Origin of the sequence: Streptomyces sp. A0958 (genome assembly GCF_004795035.1) — a bacterium.
GTDB lineage: Bacteria > Actinomycetota > Actinomycetes > Streptomycetales > Streptomycetaceae > Streptomyces.
Window position 1 is genome coordinate 163772 of sequence record NZ_SSBK01000001.1, and the last position, 16452, is coordinate 180223.

A 16452-nucleotide genomic window follows, 5' to 3' on the forward strand; every position below is an offset into this window, starting at 1 on the left:
GAGCCGGAATGCACCCGTCGTTCGAGCAGGACGGGCCTGCGGTGGGGGTCTCCCGGGGGCGCCCGGGCCGGAAAGCGGTCGGCCCCGGCGCCGCAAGGCGCCGGGGCCTGTCCTCCCCTGTGTCCGACCTGGAGCCCCGAGCTCTCAAGGTCGGTCCCGTGGGCCCTCATCCCCGAGTGGCCCGCCTCCCGGAAGAGATCTCCCCGCAGCTGCCGCCGTCAATCCTGGGAAGCAGTCACTCGAACGAGCGGTGTTGGTCGGCAGATCCCGGTTTTCGAATAAAGGTTCGATAGTCTGCCGACATGACCACCCGGTGACCAAGGGGACAAGGGGGTGCCCGGAGCTATGGCGCGGCGCATCGAAGTGACCGGAACCGACGGCGTACGCCTCGCGGCCTGGGAGTTCGCCGACCAGCCCGAGCAGAGCGCGGCCGGCGGCCGGGCCCCCGGCGTGTTACTGCTGCACGGCCTGATGGGCCGGGCCTCGCACTGGGCGCCCGTCACCCGCTGGCTCGCCGAGCGCCACCGCCCGGTCGGCCTCGACCAGCGGGGCCACGGCGCCAGCGCGAAGCCGGCCGACGGCCCGTACACCCGGGACGCGTACGTCGCGGACGCCGAGGCGGCGATCGAACAGCTCGGGCTCGCCCCCGTCACCCTCGTCGGCCACTCCATGGGCGCGCTGACCGCCTGGCAGCTCGCCGCCAAGCGCCCCGACCTGGTCCGCGCGCTCGTCATCTGCGACATGCGCGCCTCCGCGCTCGGCGCGGCCTCGCAGCGCGAGTGGGCGGACTGGTTCGACACCTGGCCGCTGCCGTTCGCCTCGCTCGACGCCGTACGGCAGTGGTTCGGCGAGGACGACCCCTGGGTGGAGCGCCCCAACCCGTCGCGCGGCGAGTTCTACGCCCAGGTGATGACCGAGCACGCCGACGGCTGGCGGCCCGTCTTCTCCCGCCGGCAGATGCTGGAGTCCCGCGCCCCCTGGGTGTTCGACGCGCACTGGGAGGAGCTGGCCCAGGTCAGGTGCCCGACGCTGGTACTGCGCGGGCTGGACGGCGAGCTGGGCCGGGCGGAGGCGCAGGAGATGGTCCGGGTCCTGCCGCGCGGGCAGTACGCGGAGGTGGCCGACGCGGGCCACCTCATCCACTTCGACCGGCCCGAGGGCTGGCGCGCCGCGGTCGAACCCTTCCTGGAGCAGCTGGCCGAGGACGCGCGGGACGACCGGGAGCCGGTGTCCCCGTAACGGCTCCCGGGCCCGCCCTCACCCCTTGCTGACCGCCCCCAGGATCTCCGGCAGCCGCACGGCCATGCGCGGGGCCGCCAGCCGCAGCCCGCCCCAGGCGATCAGTGCCCCGTACCCGGCCCCCACCGGCAGCAGGAGCCACAGCAGGTCCTCGGCGCCCGCGACGTGCAGGCCGATCGTCAGGGCGATCACCGGGGCGCTCATCAGCGCCGCCGACACCATGCCGCCGAAGATCGCGATCCAGGCGAGCCCGGCCTGCCCCGGCGCCACGTTCTTGAACGCGCCCTCCTGCGGGACCGAGTACGGGAAGTTCACCGAGGCCACCGCACCCGTCGCCAGCATCGCGCCCAGCAGCGCGAACGACAGGCCCATGACCCCCGGCAGCTGCGCCCAGTCGTTGAGCAGCGCCGCCGTCACCACCGTCACGACCACCGTGTACGGGAGGGTGATCAGCAGCAGCGCCAGCGCCCGCGCCCGGAGTTCGAGGTAGGCGTCCCGGGTGGTCGAGATCGTCAGGGCCACCATCCAGAACGCGGAGGTGTCCTGCCCGAACTGGTTGTACATCTGGATGCCGAGCATCCCGGCGCAGAAGCACGCGAAGTACACCGAGCCCGTGCCCTGTGCGGCGTTGAGCAGCGGCACGATCAGCCCGACCGCCAGCGCGGACACCCAGGCGGCCTTGGTCTTCGGGTCGCGCGCCACGTACCGCAGGGTCCGCTGCATCACCGTGCCGGTGCGCCCCTCGGGCAGCAGCGCCCAGAGGCCGCCGCCGCCCCGGCCGGACTTCTTGCGCTCGGGGTCCGCGGCGGCGGCCGTCGAGCCGTCCGGCGCGGTCATCAGCTTGGTCAGGGTGCGCTGCCACAGCCACAGCAGCAGGACGAGCGCGGCGGCGGCGAGCAGCAGCTGGACGACGGCCTGCCCGTACGCGCCCCGGGAGGCGGAGTCCACGGACCCGATCGCCGACGCGGGCGGCAGCCAGCGGACCACGTCCGCCGTCGGGTCGAGCGCGGACAGGCCGCCCGCCCGGCTGAGGCGCTGCACGCCGAAGTTGACGACCTGGATGCCCACCGCGATGACCAGTCCGCTGAGCACCGCCAGGTCGCGGCCCTTGCGGGAGGTGAGGAGCCGGGTGTTGGCGGCGGTGACGGTACGGGCCAGGGCCACGCAGACCAGCAGGGTCAGCGGGACGGCGAGGACGGCGAAGACCGCCGCGCCCGCCCCGTGGGCCACGGCGGCCACCGAGCCGGCCGCCAGGCACAGCGTGAACAGCGGCCCGATGCCGATCAGCGAGGAGACGAGCAGCGCGATGATCAGTGGCCGGGGCCGCAGCGGCAGCATGACGAGACGGGTCGGGTCCAGGGTCTCGTCGCCGGCGGCGAAGAACAGCGGCATCACGGCCCAGCCGAGCGCCAGGACGGCGATGAGCAGCACGACCAGGGAGTCCGCGTGGGCGTTTCCGCGCAGCAGGACGAGCCCGAACACCTGGCCGACGGCGATCAGCACGGCGCCGACGACCGAGGCGATGTAGGCGGCCCGGCGCCCGGCGGACTGGCGCAGCCCGTTGCGCAGGAGGGTCAGCTTGAGCCGGGCGAAGACGGGGACCAGGCCCGTACCGCCGGCCGTGGCGCGCGGGCGGAGGCCGGTGCCGGCCGGGGCGTCGAGCACGCTCATCGGTCGCCGCCCAGCCAGTCGAGGGTCTCGCCGGTGTCGCGGTCGCCCGCGCCGACGAGCTCCAGGAAGGCGTTCTGAAGGGAGGGCGCATCGCCGCGCACCTCGGCCAGGGTGCCCCGGGCCCGGATGGTTCCGGCCGCCATGACGGCCACCCAGTCGCACAACGACTCGACCAGCTCCATCACATGGCTGGAGAAGACGACGGTCGCGCCGGAGCCGGTGTAGCGCTCCAGCACCTGGCGGATGGTCTGCGCCGAGACGGGGTCGACGCCCTCGAACGGCTCGTCCAGGAAGAGGACTTCGGGGTTGTGCAGCAGCGCGGCGGCGAGCCCGATCTTCTTCCGCATGCCCGTCGAGTAGTCGATGACCAGCTTGTGCTGGGAGCCCGCCAGGTCCAGCACGTCCAGCAGCTGGGTGGCACGGCTGTCCACCTCGTGGCCCGGCAGCCCGCGCAACCGCCCGGTGTACGCGAGAAGTTCGCGGCCGGAGAGGCGTTCGAAGAGGCGCAGGCCCTCGGGCAGGACGCCGATCCGGGACTTCACCTCGACCGGGTCGCGCCAGACGTCACGCCCGCCGATCTCGATCCTGCCCATGTCGGGGCGGAGCAGACCGGTGACCATGGAGAGCGTGGTGGTCTTCCCCGCCCCGTTGGGCCCGACCAGGCCGATGAACTTGCCGGCCGGCAGCTCCAGATCGATCCCGGCGACCGCGGTCTGTTCGCCGAATCGTTTCCACAGCCCCTCGACGCGCACCGCGGGCGGCGCCGCCCGCGGTATGTCCACCGGGCCGGCGGCCCGGTCCGTTCCGCCGTTCCCGGCCCCGCTGTTCTGTGTTCCGCCGTTCTGTGTCCGGTCCGGCATGGTGCACGCCCTTCGCAGTCCCCGTATGTGGGGGACACCCTACGAAAGGCTCTCCCGGGCGTCCGCCGCCACCCGTCCGCACGCGTACGCCAGCGGGCTGATGAGCTCCTCCACCTCGGGCAGCCAGCGGTTGGCGGTCGTGGGGGAGCGGGCCCACTGCACCGCTCCGGTGCCGCCGACCCGGGTGGGCGGTGCCGTGACGTAGTCGCCCTCGCCGACGCCGCGCAGGCCGATCGACGCGGCGTTCCACCCGGCCCGGCGCACCAGGTCCTCCACCTTGGCGGCGGCGCCGGGCAGGACGAAGAACTGCATCCGGCGGTCGGGGGTGCGGGTGACCGGACCGAGCGGCAGGCTCATCCGCTCCATCCGGGCCAGCGCCAGGAACCCGGCGGACTCCGGCACGTCGAGCGCGTCGAATGCCCGCCCGGTCGGCAACAGGACGGCCGCGCCGGGCTGTTGGGTCCACATCCGGCGAGCGGCGGCGGCGCTGCCGGTGGCCCCCTGCGCCCAGTCGGCGCGGGTGGGGTGCGCGCCGGGCGCGGCACAGCCGACTTCGCCGCACGAGCACCGCTGGGCGCCGTCGACCGGCTCCAGCCAGGTGCCGGGGCACACGTCCCAGTGCCGTTCCTCCGTGTACCGCACGGCGGCGTCGAGCAGTTGATCGACGCGCTGCCGGGGAACCTGTGCGGCTTCCTTGACTCCGATGGGATCTTCCACGCCCAGCTCAACTACAGGCTTCACGAGGAGTTACGGGCGCATCGGGCGCGGTTGGGGCCTCCGCTCCCGCACATGGGGCGCACGGATGCATGGGCGGGGGCGCGTGGGAGAAGTCCGGGCCGGAGGGGGGTAACTGGTTACGGGACGTTCGGACGACGCGGTTCGCGCGGCATTTTAGGTGGGTTGCCGTTACGAATGAGGTGAGTCGCGAGGAAAGTGACCAACACGATGAATCGGCGCATTTCTGAGACATATGTCGGGCAGTGATCCCGTCATCGATCACTGCGGCCTCAGGGGGACACACATGGCAGCCAGGCCTCTCGTCGCACGCCAGCCGAACGAACGGCTCCAGGCGCTCATCCAGGAAGCCGGATGCTCCAACGCGGGCCTGGCCCGCCGCGTCAACATGGTGGGGACCGAGCGCGGTCTCGACCTCCGGTACGACAAGACCTCCGTGGCCCGCTGGCTGCGCGGCCAGCAGCCGCGCGGCCGGGCGCCGGGCATCATCGCCGAGGCGCTGGGCCGCAAGCTCGGCCGTACGGTCACGATCGACGAGATCGGCATGGCCAACGGCAAGAACCTGGCCTCGGGCGTCGGCCTCCAGTTCGCCCCGACGGTGATCGGGGCCATCGAGCAGGTCTGCGAGCTGTGGCGCAGCGACGTCGGCCGCCGCGACTTCCTGTCCGGCTCGACGGTCGCCTCGTCCGCGCTGGTGGAGCCCAGCCGGGACTGGCTGATCACCGGCGCGGACCCGCAGGTCGCCCGGTCGGCCGGTTCCCGGGTCGGGATGTCGGACGTGGAGGCGGTGCGGGCGACGACGGCCGCGCTGGTCGACCTCGACCACCGGTTCGGCAGCGGACATGTGCGCCCCGTCCTGGTGCACTACCTCAACAGCGTGGTCTCCGGGCTCCTTTCGGGCGCGTACCACGAATCGACCGGCCGTCAGCTGTTCGCGGCCGTCGCCCGGCTCACCGAACTCGCCGGGTACATGGCGGTCGACACGGGCCAGCCGGGCCTGGCCCAGCGCTACTACATCCAGGCCCTGCGCCTCGCGCAGGCGGCGGGCGACCGCGCCTACGGCGGCTATGTGCTGGCCGCCTCGATGAGCCACCTCGCGGCGCAGCTCGGCAACCCGCGCGAGATCGCGCAGCTGGCGCGGGCCGCGCAGGAGGGGTCGCGCGGCCGGGTCACGCCGAGGGCGGAGGCGATGTTCCACGCGGCGGAGGCGCGCGGCCACGCGCTGCTCGGCGACGTACGCACCTGCCAGGAGGCGGCGGGGCGGGCGCAGGCGGCGCTGGAGCGGGCCGAGCCGGACACCGGGGACGACCCCGACTGGATCGCCCACTTCGACCACGCCTACCTGGCGGACGAGCTGGCGCACTGCCACCGCGACCTGGGTCAGGCCGAGGCCGCCGCGCGCCGGGCGAAGGAGTCCCTGGACGGCCACCCGGAGTCCCGGGCCCGCCGCCGGGGCATCGGCCTGGCGCTGCTGGCCACGGCCCAGGTCCAGCTGCGGGAGGTGGAGCAGGCCTGCCACACGGGGACGCGGGCGATGGAGCTGCTGGGCACGGTGCGCTCCAGCCGGGGCGCGGAGTATCTGGACGACCTCCAGCAGCGCCTGCTGCCGTACGGGGACGAGCCCGCGGTACGGGAGTTCGGCGCCCGGCTGGAACTCCAGGCGGCCTGAGCACACGCAGCGGCCTGCCCCCTCAACTGCGTCTTGAGGGGGCAGGGTGTTACACCCGGTACGAAGGGTAGGCGAGGGGCAACGGGCGCTTGGCGAACGGCGGCTGCCACCCGATAGCGTGAGCCGACGATTCCATAGTTGACACGTAGGAGTCCCGGTGACGCAGAGCGGACAGGGTGACGAGCAGCAGCTCCCTGCTGTACGACCCGCACACGAGGGTGTCGTGCTGCCCTCGGACGGCGGCGAGCCCTGGACGCCGGGGGGAGCGGCGGGCGGCCAGGCGGCCCCGGCGGCCGGCCAGCCGTGGGGACAGCCCTGGGGGCCGCAGGACGGTGCCGGCCAGGACGCGTACGGCCAGGGCCGGCAGTCCCCGTACGACGCCTCCGGACAGCAGGGCCAGTACGGCGGCCAGGACGCGTACGACCCGAACGGATACGGCCAGGGCGGGTACGGCCAGGGCCGGCAGCACGGGCAGCAGCAGCCTCCCGCGTACGGGCAGGGCGGGCAGCAGCAGCCTCCCGCGTACGGGCAGGGCGGGCAGGGCGGGCAGCAGCCGTACGCCCAGCCCCTGCCGCCCGAGACCGGGCACGGCGCGGGCCCCGGCGACGTCGACGCCACGCAGTACATCGCGCCGATACCCGGCGGCCCGGCGCCCGGCGGGCTGCCGCCGGAGAACCCCGCGGAGTCCACCCGGTTCCTGGGCCACTCCCGGCAGCAGGGCTACCAGCAGCCCGCGCAGGGCGGCCCGGACGCCGACGCGACGCAGTACATCCCTGCGACCCCCGGCGGCGCCCCGTACGGCATCCGGCCCGGGGCGCCCGGCGAGCGGCAGCCGCCCGCCGAGTTCGACAACCTCTTCCGCAGCGACGAACCGGAGGGCGCCACCCAGCAGATACCCCGGTTCGACCCGGCGCAGCAGCAACAGCCGTACCAGGCAGGTCCGGCGCCGCAGCAGCAGCCGTACCAGGCGGGCCCGGCGCCGCAGCAGCAGGCCTACCAGCCGCCGCAGCCCCCGTACGCCGGCCCCGAGGAGGGGCTGCCGCAGGACGGGGACGGCGGGCGGCGCAAGAAGTCCGCGGCCGTTCCGCTGATCGCGGCGGTCGTCGTCGGCTGCGCGGTGATCGGGCTCGGCGCGGGCGCGCTGATGAGCGGCGGCGACGACGACAAGGACAACAAGCAGCCGGTGGCGTCCGCGAGTTCACCGGCCGGCACCGAGCCGTCCGAGGAGAAGAAGCAGCCGGTGGCCGACCCGGCGAAGCCGCAGGCGGAGGAGCTCGACAAGCTCCTCGCGGACAGCAACAACAGCCGTGCGGCGGTCATCGGCGCGGTCGAGAAGACCAAGTCCTGCACCGACCTGGACAAGGCCGTCTCCGACCTGAAGGGCGCCGCGAAGCAGCGCCGCGACCTGGTGACGCGCCTGGAGGGCCTGTCGCTCGACAAGCTGCCGGACCACGCCGCGCTGACCACCGCGCTCACCAAGGCCTGGCAGGCGTCCGCGTCCGCCGACGACCACTACGCGGCGTGGGCCAGGCAGGCCAAGAGCAAGAAGGTGTGCAAGGGCGGCCATGCCCGTACGACCTCGCACACCCAGCAGGCGACCGTGAAGAGCGGCGAGGCGAGCAAGGCCAAGCAGCAGGCGTCCACGCTGTGGAACGCCATCGCGGCGAAGTACGACCTGACGAAGCGCGAGGCCACCGCGCTCTGAGCGGCAGGTTCGGCGGGCCGTGCCGGCGTCGACGAGGGCCCGGGTCACCGCTCGGCGCCCAGGTGGCGACGGTGAAGGCAGGGGCCCGTACGAAAGACCGGAAAGGGAACGTACGATCGACAACCGTGCAGCAAGGTTCCGAGAACTCTTCCCGTCGCGGCCGTCGCTCCTCCACCATGGGCGGCATGCCGCTCAATGACCTTCCGTGGTGGCGCTGGCGCAGCAACGTGCGCTCGGCGCTGCACATGCTCTCCGACCCCGTCTTCCACCACGAGTGCTGGCTGGCCGGCCGGGAGGGATACGGCGACGTCACCGACGCCGTGTACCGCCTGGTCGAGGACACCTGGCTCGACAACTGGTCCGCCGAGAAGTACGTCGGCACCATCTTCCGGGACTCCGGCGAGGCGGCCCTCGTCGACGCCGCCGTGCTGCGGGTGCTGCGCATCATGCACCAGGTCGGCGCGGACGCCCCCGTCTCCGCCTACCTGGAGCACCACGGCTGGCCGGAGGCGGTCAGGGCCGCCCGCGAGGCCCATGTGCTGCTCGCCACGAACGACGGCGAGGACCCCGACGTCCCGCCGCGCTCACTGGACGTGCTCCGCATCATGACCAGGACCGCCTGAACCGCCGACGGTGTGGCACGCTACGGGGATGACCGCGCCGCAGCCTGCTGACACCGTCCCCGACCAGTACGTCCTGACCCTCTCCTGCCCGGACAAACAGGGCATCGTGCACGCCGTGTCGAGCTATCTCTTCATGACCGGCTGCAACATCGAGGACAGTCAGCAGTTCGGGGACCACGACACGGGTCTGTTCTTCATGCGCGTCCACTTCTCGGCGGCCAACCCGGTGACCGTCGACAAGCTGCGGGCGAGCTTCGCCGCGATCGGCGACTCCTTCGCCATGGACTGGCAGATCCACCGGTCCTCGGAGCGGATGCGGATCGTGCTGATGGTCAGCAGGTTCGGCCACTGCCTCAACGACCTGCTCTTCCGCTCCCGGACCGGCGCCCTGCCGGTGGAGATCGCCGCCGTCGTCTCCAACCACCCGGACTTCGCCGGGCTCGTCGCCTCGTACGACGTGCCCTTCCGGCACATCCCGGTGACCCGGGACAACAAGCCGCAGGCCGAGGCGGAGCTGCTGGAGCTGGTCCGCGAGGAGAACGTCGAGCTGGTCGTCCTGGCCCGCTACATGCAGGTCCTCTCGGACGACCTGTGCAAGCAGCTGAGCGGCCGGATCATCAACATCCACCACTCGTTCCTGCCGAGCTTCAAGGGCGCCAAGCCCTACCACCAGGCGCACGCGCGCGGCGTGAAGCTCATCGGCGCCACCGCGCACTACGTGACGGCCGACCTCGACGAGGGCCCGATCATCGAGCAGGAGGTCGAGCGCGTCGGCCACGGCGTGACGCCGGACCAGCTCGTCGCCCTCGGGCGCGACGTGGAGTGCCAGGCGCTGGCGCGCGCGGTGAAGTGGCACGCGGAACGCCGCATCCTCCTCAACGGCCGCCGCACGGTGGTCTTCGCCTAGTGCCGCTCCACGAAGATCCGCCGGACAGGTCCTAGCCGCTCTCACAGCCTGCTGAGGGATGCCGCCGCGAACAGCACGTCCTGGATCGCCTCGCGGTCCCCGCGCTGGCCGGCCGCCGCCTCCACGGGCGGCACATGTCCCGCCACCAGTCGGCAGAACTCCACACCGTCCAGCGCGACCTGCGCCACCGTGTGGTCGGGGGAGCCGAGGGCGGCGGGGGAGTCCAGCGCGATGTACCAGTCGCCGCCGCCCGAACCCTCGATCTCCAGATGCAGCGAGCGCCCCGGGGCCCCGGCCGCCACCAGGCGCCGGGCCGGCCCCGCCAGCCCCGACCTGCGCCGCCCCGCCAGCGCGGCCGGCAGCATCCGGACCGCCAGATCGATCATCCGGTGCAGATGCCCGGCGGACGGCGGCTCGTACGGATAGTCCACCGCGTTCGCGATGTCCCCCGCGTGCACCCAGCACTCGAAGGCCCGGTCCAGCAGGGCGTCCTGCAACGGCAGCGCGAAGTCCCCGTAGGACACGGACAGCTCCGAGACGCCGCGCCCCGCGAAGGACACCGTCCGGATCAGGGTGTGGCTCTGCTCGCGCCACGGCTCGCGGACCGCACGCGTCGCCGGGAGCCGGGCGGCCGACCAGTACGTCTCGGTGCGCGGTGTCGGCGCGAGCGGCAGGCCCTCGCCGCCGCGGGGGTGGCTCTCGGCGAGCGGGTCGTCCAGCCCGAGGGCCGCGCTGACCAGCCCGTCCACGGTCAGCAGGTGCCCGATCACCCCGGCGACCGTCGTCCGGCGCTGCACCCCGTGCTCGCCCTCGAACCACTTCAGCCGCACCGGCGCGTGCCACTCCGCGCCCCCGATGTCCCGCAGCAGCGCGTCGAGCCGCGCCGTCTCCGCGTCGTACGGGGCGGCCCACTCCGGCACCGGAATGTCGGCGGGCCGCCGGCTCAGGCAGTTCTCCAGCACCCGGGCCCTGAGCAACGGGTCGAGATCCAGGCTCCGGTCGGTGTGCAGCAGCCCGACCGCGTCCCGCAGCCGCAGCGCCTCGTCCGCACAAGGCGCGCACTCCGTGAGGTGCGCCTCGACGGCCTCGGTCTCCTCCGCCGAACACGCGGCCAGCGCCCAGGCCCCGAGCAGCGCCTGAAGAACGCGATGCGGCAGCACGAGGGCCGGCGGAGCCGGCGGTTGTAGCGGGTCGTGGGCCGGGGCATCCGCCTCCAGCGGCTCCGGCTCCGGCTCCGGGTCCGGCTCCGGGGCCGGGTCAGGGTCCGGGGCCGGCTCCGGCTTCGGGTCCGGTCCAAGGTCCGGCCCAAGGTCCGGCCCAAGGTCCGGCCCAAGGTCCGGCCCAAGGTCCGGCCCAAGGTCCGGCCCAAGGTCCGGTCCAAGGTCCGGTCCAAGGTCCGGCTCCGGCTCCGGGTCCGGTCCAAGGTCCGGCTCCGGCCCAAGGTCCGGCTTCGGGTCCGGGTCCGGCACGGACGGCCGCACGGGCATCCGACTCAGCTCACCGAAGTCGTCCGCGGCGGCCCGGGGCCCCGGTATGCGCCGGGCGCCCCGCACCTCCTCCTCGCGTCCGCCCTCGTCACGGTCGTCGGTGCCGCCGCTCACAGGGCCCGCCCGTATCCGGGCGGCGGGGCGCCCTCCAGTGGCCGGGTGCGGGCGGTGGACAGCAGTTGCAGCCCGAGCCGCAGCCGGCGCCGCGCCTCGTCCTCGGTGACGCCGAGGTCCGTCGCGGTCTGCCGGTAGTCGCGACGCTGGACGTACGCCAGCTCCAGCGCCGCCCGCAGCGGGGCGGGCATGGACGACACGATGTAGTCGGCGCGGGCCGCGGCGGTGGCCCGGCGCACCCGCTCCTCCAGCTCGCCCGGATCATCGGGGCCGTCCGCGTCGGCGTCGGCCCGGCCCCGCAGCCGCCGGACGGACTCGCGGTGCGTGAGGTGGGCCAGCCAGGACCGCATGGAGCCCTGCCTGGGGTCGTAGGTGTCCGGTTTCTCCCAGACATGGCCGAAGACCTCGCGGGTGACCAGATCCGCGGCGTCCTCGTCGTCCAGCATCCGGTTGGCCTGGCTGTGGACGAGGGCGGCGAACCGGTCGTACATCTCACCGAGGGCGGCCGCCTCACCGCGGGACAGCCGCTGCTGCATCTTGCGGTCCCAGCGGGGTGGTGCGTTTTTAGCCATGCGACCCCCTGCCCTCTGCCGTCAAAACCTCGTGCCGTGTCCCCCTCGTCCAGTCCGAATGTAGTCGGCCACCCCCGCTGAGCACGCCCCTTTACGACAAGTACGTCCCCGCCGACGCCCCGGATGGTAAGGAACGCGCCCGTGCTCACCGATGGAATCCGATCCGGAGCGATCATTTCTGCCGGAACCGTTTCCGGGCCGTCCTGGAGAGGCCGGTGTTTCGGAAGGGGCGCACGGGGGCAGCCGCGAGAGGAGGAACGCAAACTTCCGGATCACCGGACTCCCCGGTATCCCCGGAACGAGAGGCCCAGTCGCGTGACCCTGAAAGTCTCGGAGGCCGAGCGGGGCGGGTGGACCGTGCTGCACATATCCGGCGAACTGGACCTGGTGACCTCACCCGCCGTGCGTCAGTCCGTGCACGACGTGGTCGCCGTGGGCCGTCACGACGTCGTGCTCGACCTCTCGGGCGTCCAGTTCTGCGACTCCAGCGGCGTCGGGGTACTCATCGCGCTTCGCCGCCTGATGCGTTCCTGCGGGGGGCGGCTGCGGCTGATCCTGCCCGCCCGGGGCGCGGAGGAGGGCTCCCACGTCAACCGAGTGCTCGCCGCGCTCGGCGTGCGCCGGCTGTTCGAGATCTACCCCGACTGGGACGCGGCCGTCGACGAGGAGGCCGAGCCGCTCACGGCCTGAAAACCCTTGCCGGTGGACCGGACCCATAAGTGACACGTGACGCCTCCCGGCGTCGTACGCTCCCCGCATGGACAGCGCAGAGTATGAGCGCAAGATCGCCTTCCGCTTCGCCGCCTTCGACCAGGACGGCAACGGATACATCGATCGCGCGGATTTCAACGCCGCCGCGGCCCGTCTGCTCACCGAGTTCGGTACGACGGCCCGCTGCGACAAGGGGCAGGCGCTCTACAGCGGGGCCGAGGCGTTCTGGCAGGGCATGGCGGGCATCGCCGACGTCGACGGGGACCAGCGCGTCACCCGTGAGGAGTTCGTGGGCGGCGCGGTGAAACGGTTGCGCGACAACCCGGAGCGGTTCGCGGAGATCGCCCGCCCGTTCCTGCGCGCGGCGCTCGCGGTGGCCGCCGGCCCCTCGGACGACGGCCGGGCGTCCGTGCCCGCGGTCGAACGCGCGCTGAAGGTCCTGGGCGCCGGCCCCGACGCGGCGGCGTTCGCCGCGCAGAGCCTGGACGTGGACCGGGACGGCGGGGTCGTCGAGGACGACGTGGTTGCCGCGCTCGCGGCGTACGTGACGGTGATCGAACCGGGCCCTTGATCGGGGCGGGGCCCGGCCCTTGGGCGGGCGGCATCCTTGGTTCTGCGCCCCGGTCCGGGGCGGGGGGTTCCGTCCTCAGGCGCCGGACGGGCTGGGTTTGTGCGGGTTGCTCTGCGGGGTGCGGGTCGCCTCCTGTGCGGTGGGTGGGGGTGGGGGCCCTCCGGGCAGACTCCTCAAAAATGGCGTGTGCACCCGGGTGCGTGGGGGACCCGGGTCGTACGCCATTTTCTGCGGGGACTGCCCTGCACGCCCCCACCCGGCCGCCTTGCGTCTGCGGCCTTCGTGCCAACCGGTGTGCAGGCGCGCGACGGGTGGTCCGGGGGCGTGCAGGGGAGTCCCCGCAGGGCGAGGAACGGATACCGGGGTGCCGCTGCGTACCGGCGGAACGTTCGTCGTCCGAGGAGACGCCCCGGAGGGCCCCCGGACCCCACCCACCGGCGGGGGCGCGCCTTTGAGCCCGTCCGGCGATTGAGGACGGAACCCCCGGCCCCGGACCGGGGGAACCCGTGGGGGCCGGCGCCCCATTCAAGCCAGTCCGGCGATTGAGGACGGAACCCTCCGCCCCGGACCGGGGCGCAGACTCAAGGATGCCGCCCGCCCAAGGGCCCCGCCCGTCCGGCGATTGAGGACGGAACCCTCGGCCCGGACCGGGGCGCAGGCTCAAGAATGCCGCCCACCCCAAGGGCCCCGCCCGCCCGGCGCCCCGAACCGCTCTCGGAGCCGGTACTTCAGGACCTTCCGCAGCGCCCCGTGCCGGGGCAACGCGGACACCACCTCCAGTTGCTCGGGCAGCTTGTGCACCGCGAGTCCCGCCTCGCGCAGGTACGCCGTCAGGGCGGGGAGGGTGAGGGGCGGTGCGGCGCCCTCGCGTGGGGTCACGACCGCGCAGACCCGCTCACCCCGCTCCGCGTCCGGCAGCCCGATGACCGCCGCGTCACCCACGGACGGGTGCGCCGCGAGCAGGTCCTCGATCTCCTTCGCCGAGATGTTCTCGCCCTTGCGGATGATGACGTCCTTCAGCCGCCCCGTGAGCACCAGGTGTCCGCTGGGCAGCACGTGCCCGACGTCGCCCGTGACCAGGAACCCCTCCGCGTCGAACGCCTCGGCGGTGGCCCGGGGATCGACGTACCCCTGGCAGACCGCCTCGCCCCGCAGCCGTATCTCCCCGTCCGCACCGCAGGGCACCGGATCACCGGACTCGTCGGTGATCCGGATCTCCATGCCGGCGGGCGGCAGCCCCTCCGTGCCGGCGAGGTGCTCCACCGTGTCGTCGGGCGCGCCCATGGTGATCATGGGGACCTCGGTCATGCCGTAGCCGTGGGTCAGCTGGACGCCCATCTCCCGGACGACCGCGTGGTACAGCTCCGGCGGCTTCGGCGCGCCCCCGCCCGCCAGCAGCCGCAGGGTGGGGACGAGCGGCACCCCCGGCGCCTCCCGCTGCGCGGCCAGGAGCATGGAGTAGAACGCGGTGGAGCCCCCCGCGACCGTCACCCCGTGCCGCCGGTACCCCGCCAGGGCGTCCGGCATCGCGAAGTGCTCGAAGAGGACGGCGGGGAAGCCGTACAGGAGCAGCATCACCGCGTAGTCGGGCCCGCCGACGTGGGCGAAGGGGAAGGCGATCGAGCCGACGTCGGACGCGGTCAGGCGCAGCGCGTGGGCGAGGCAGGAGCCGGCCGCCATGAGGCTGCGGTCGGTGTGGAGGACGCCCTTGGGGTCGGACGTGGTGCCCGAGGTCCAGTAGATCCAGCGCACGGCGGTGCCGTCGGAGGGCGGCGCCGGCAGGATCGCGGGGTCGCCGTCCGGCAGCACCCCGTACGCCTCGAAGACGTGCGGCGGGCGGTCGAGGCCCGCCGCGAGCCGGGTGGCCATGGCCGTGTGGTCGAAGCCGCGCCAGGTGCCGGGCACCGCGAAGAACTCCGCCCGGGACTCACGCAGCGCGAAGCCGGTCTCGCGGTCGCGGTAGAAGGGGATGACGGGGCTCTGCACGGCGCCGATCCGGGTCAGCGCGAAGGACAGGAGCACGGTCTCGATGCGGGTGGGCAGTTGCCAGGCGACGACGGTGCCGGGGCGGACGCCCGCCGCGTACAGCCCGGCCGCGACCCGCTCGGCCCGGGCGCGCAGGGCGCCGAAGGTGAGGGTGCGGTCGTCCTGGAGCAGGAAGGGCCGGTCGGGCGTCAGTGCGGCCCGGCGTTCGACGAGCTCCCAGAAGGTCCCCGATGCGCTCAGGGCGTGTGCGGTACCGGTCACGGCGAACCCCTCACAGCTGACGGTCAGTCAGATTCTGTCGAGAGCGTAGGGCGCCGCGCCTTGTCGGTCCAGGGGTGCGGGTCTAGCCTGAGGGCGACACCGACCTGACGGGTCATCAGGAACTGTGCCGCGTCGAAGGGGACACCATGACGGAACTGCCTCGGATCGTCAGCGTCGACGACCATGTGATCGAGCCGCCGCACCTGTTCTCTACGTGGCTGCCCGCCCGGTACCGCGACCGGGGCCCGCAGCCGCTGACGGCGGGCATCGGGGAGCTGGCGTACGTCGGCGGCAAGTACGTCATCACGATGGACCCGGACGGCCCGCCGACCGACTGGTGGATCTACGAGGACCTCAAATTCCCGTACAAGCGGAACATCGCGGCGGTGGGCTTCGACCGGGACGACATGACGCTGGAGGGGATCACCCGGGCGGAGATGCGGCGCGGTTGCTGGGACCCGGTGGAGCGGCTGAAGGACATGGACCTCAACCATGTCGAGGCCAGCCTCTGCTTCCCCACCTTCCCGCGTTTCTGCGGGCAGACGTTTGCCGAGGCGCACGACAAGGAGGTCGCGCTCGCCTGCGTGCGCGCGTACAACGACTGGATGGTCGAGGAGTGGTGCGGGGACAGCGGCGGCCGGCTGATCCCGCTGTGCATCATCCCGCTGTGGGACATCGACCTCGCGGTCGCGGAGATCAAGCGGAACGCGGCGCGCGGGGTGCGGGCGGTGACGTTCTCGGAGATCCCCACCCACCTCGGGCTGCCGTCGATCCACAGCGGTTACTGGGACCCGTTCTTCGCGGTCTGCGAGGAGACCGGCACGGTCGTGAACATGCACATCGGGTCCAGTTCGCAGATGCCCGCCGCCTCCCCCGACGCCCCGCCCGCCGTGCAGGCCTCGCTCTCGTTCAACAACGCCATGGCCTCGATGATGGACTTCCTGTTCAGCGGGGTGCTGGTCAGGTTCCCGACGCTGAAACTGGCGTACAGCGAGGGCCAGATGGGCTGGATTCCGTACGCCCTGGAGCGCGCCGACGACGTGTGGGAGGAGCACCGGGCGTGGGGCGGGGTGCGCGATCTGATCCCCGAGCCGCCGTCCACGTACTACTACCGGCAGATCTTCTGCTGCTTCTTCCGCGACAAGCACGGCGTCGCCTCGCTCGACGTCGTCGGCCGGGACAACGCCACCTTCGAGACGGACTACCCGCACGTCGACTCGACCTTCCCGCACACCAAGGAGGTCGCCCTCGACCACGTCAAGGGACTGGACGAGGAGACCGTCTACAAACTGATGCGCGGAAACGCGATCCGGATGCTCGGCCTGGACCTCGACAAGTAGG

14 protein-coding genes are annotated in these 16452 nt (G+C 73.0%); 8 read left to right on the plus strand and 6 right to left on the minus strand.

Annotation, left to right across the window (positions count from 1 at the left end; all coding sequences use genetic code 11):
- The first annotated feature begins 345 nt into the window (after nt 1-345).
- The gene (locus tag E6P78_RS00860; protein ID WP_136201558.1) at nt 346-1239 is read left to right on the plus strand and encodes an alpha/beta hydrolase; all 894 of its coding nucleotides are present in this window, start codon (nt 346-348) and stop codon (nt 1237-1239) included.
- 18 nt (nt 1240-1257) lie between these two features.
- Here E6P78_RS00860 and E6P78_RS00865 read toward each other — a convergent pair whose 3' ends face one another.
- The 3 genes from E6P78_RS00865 to E6P78_RS00875 are packed head-to-tail and all read right to left on the minus strand — an operon-like array spanning nt 1258 to nt 4487.
- The gene (locus tag E6P78_RS00865) at nt 1258-2910 is read right to left on the minus strand and encodes a transporter (protein WP_136201559.1); all 1653 of its coding nucleotides are present in this window, start codon (nt 2908-2910) and stop codon (nt 1258-1260) included.
- Nucleotides 2907-3770 (minus strand): ABC transporter ATP-binding protein, encoded by an 864-nt coding sequence (locus E6P78_RS00870; RefSeq protein WP_240798989.1) that lies wholly within the window; start codon nt 3768-3770, stop codon nt 2907-2909. Before E6P78_RS00870 ends, E6P78_RS00865 begins: the two co-directional genes overlap by 4 nt.
- Nucleotides 3771-3809: 39 nt before the next feature.
- Complete coding sequence (locus tag E6P78_RS00875; protein ID WP_240798990.1) at nt 3810-4487, minus strand: bifunctional DNA primase/polymerase; 678 nt, start codon at nt 4485-4487, stop codon at nt 3810-3812.
- Between the two features lie 304 nt (nt 4488-4791).
- On the opposite strand from E6P78_RS00875, the gene E6P78_RS00880 reads away from it, so the two are divergent.
- From E6P78_RS00880 to purU, 4 genes are all read left to right on the plus strand, one after another.
- A complete protein-coding gene (locus tag E6P78_RS00880; RefSeq protein WP_136201560.1) occupies nt 4792-6174 on the plus strand; it encodes a transcriptional regulator in 1383 nt (460 codons plus the stop codon).
- Nucleotides 6175-6331: 157 nt separating this feature from the next.
- The gene (locus tag E6P78_RS00885) at nt 6332-7879 is read left to right on the plus strand and encodes a hypothetical protein (RefSeq protein WP_240798991.1); all 1548 of its coding nucleotides are present in this window, start codon (nt 6332-6334) and stop codon (nt 7877-7879) included.
- A 176-nt stretch (nt 7880-8055) separates the two neighbouring features.
- A complete protein-coding gene (locus E6P78_RS00890; protein WP_136201761.1) occupies nt 8056-8502 on the plus strand; it encodes a hypothetical protein in 447 nt (148 codons plus the stop codon).
- A gap of 28 nt (nt 8503-8530) precedes the next feature.
- The gene (gene purU, locus E6P78_RS00895; protein WP_136201561.1) at nt 8531-9409 is read left to right on the plus strand and encodes a formyltetrahydrofolate deformylase; all 879 of its coding nucleotides are present in this window, start codon (nt 8531-8533) and stop codon (nt 9407-9409) included.
- A gap of 41 nt (nt 9410-9450) precedes the next feature.
- Here purU and E6P78_RS00900 read toward each other — a convergent pair whose 3' ends face one another.
- Both E6P78_RS00900 and E6P78_RS00905 read right to left on the minus strand, forming a co-directional pair.
- Nucleotides 9451-11010, minus strand: a complete 1560-nt coding sequence (locus E6P78_RS00900) for a zf-HC2 domain-containing protein (RefSeq protein ID WP_136201562.1) — start codon at nt 11008-11010, stop codon at nt 9451-9453.
- Nucleotides 11007-11582, minus strand: coding sequence for a sigma-70 family RNA polymerase sigma factor (locus tag E6P78_RS00905; protein WP_136201563.1), 576 nt, complete (start codon nt 11580-11582; stop codon nt 11007-11009). The genes E6P78_RS00900 and E6P78_RS00905 overlap by 4 nt, the downstream gene beginning before the upstream one ends.
- A gap of 315 nt (nt 11583-11897) precedes the next feature.
- Here E6P78_RS00905 and E6P78_RS00910 point away from each other — a divergent pair, with 315 nt between their 5' ends.
- Together E6P78_RS00910 and E6P78_RS00915 are read left to right on the plus strand one after the other, a co-directional pair.
- Nucleotides 11898-12272: an STAS domain-containing protein gene (locus E6P78_RS00910; protein ID WP_136201564.1), complete on the plus strand. Its 375-nt coding sequence runs from the start codon at nt 11898-11900 to the stop codon at nt 12270-12272.
- A 67-nt stretch (nt 12273-12339) separates the two neighbouring features.
- Complete coding sequence (locus E6P78_RS00915; protein WP_136201565.1) at nt 12340-12864, plus strand: EF-hand domain-containing protein; 525 nt, start codon at nt 12340-12342, stop codon at nt 12862-12864.
- A 660-nt stretch (nt 12865-13524) separates the two neighbouring features.
- Here E6P78_RS00915 and E6P78_RS00920 read toward each other — a convergent pair.
- Nucleotides 13525-15111, minus strand: a complete 1587-nt coding sequence (locus tag E6P78_RS00920) for an AMP-binding protein (RefSeq protein WP_136201566.1) — start codon at nt 15109-15111, stop codon at nt 13525-13527.
- Between the two features lie 146 nt (nt 15112-15257).
- On the opposite strand from E6P78_RS00920, the gene E6P78_RS00925 reads away from it, so the two are divergent.
- Nucleotides 15258-16451 (plus strand): amidohydrolase family protein, encoded by a 1194-nt coding sequence (locus E6P78_RS00925; RefSeq protein ID WP_136201567.1) that lies wholly within the window; start codon nt 15258-15260, stop codon nt 16449-16451.
- Nucleotide 16452 lies beyond the last annotated feature (1 nt).

Excerpts from the sequence above, each read along its gene's own strand:
- E6P78_RS00860 (WP_136201558.1), top strand. The coding sequence starts at position 346 with ATGGCGCGGCGCATCGAAGTGACCGGAACCGACGGCGTACGCCTCGCG.
- E6P78_RS00865 (WP_136201559.1), bottom strand. The coding sequence starts at position 2,910 with ATGAGCGTGCTCGACGCCCCGGCCGGCACCGGCCTCCGCCCGCGCGCC.
- E6P78_RS00870 (WP_240798989.1), bottom strand. The coding sequence starts at position 3,770 with ATGCCGGACCGGACACAGAACGGCGGAACACAGAACAGCGGGGCCGGG.
- E6P78_RS00880 (WP_136201560.1), top strand. The coding sequence starts at position 4,792 with ATGGCAGCCAGGCCTCTCGTCGCACGCCAGCCGAACGAACGGCTCCAG.
- E6P78_RS00890 (WP_136201761.1), top strand. The coding sequence starts at position 8,056 with ATGGGCGGCATGCCGCTCAATGACCTTCCGTGGTGGCGCTGGCGCAGC.
- purU (WP_136201561.1), top strand. The coding sequence starts at position 8,531 with ATGACCGCGCCGCAGCCTGCTGACACCGTCCCCGACCAGTACGTCCTG.
- E6P78_RS00905 (WP_136201563.1), bottom strand. The coding sequence starts at position 11,582 with ATGGCTAAAAACGCACCACCCCGCTGGGACCGCAAGATGCAGCAGCGG.
- E6P78_RS00915 (WP_136201565.1), top strand. The coding sequence starts at position 12,340 with ATGGACAGCGCAGAGTATGAGCGCAAGATCGCCTTCCGCTTCGCCGCC.
- E6P78_RS00925 (WP_136201567.1), top strand. The coding sequence starts at position 15,258 with ATGACGGAACTGCCTCGGATCGTCAGCGTCGACGACCATGTGATCGAG.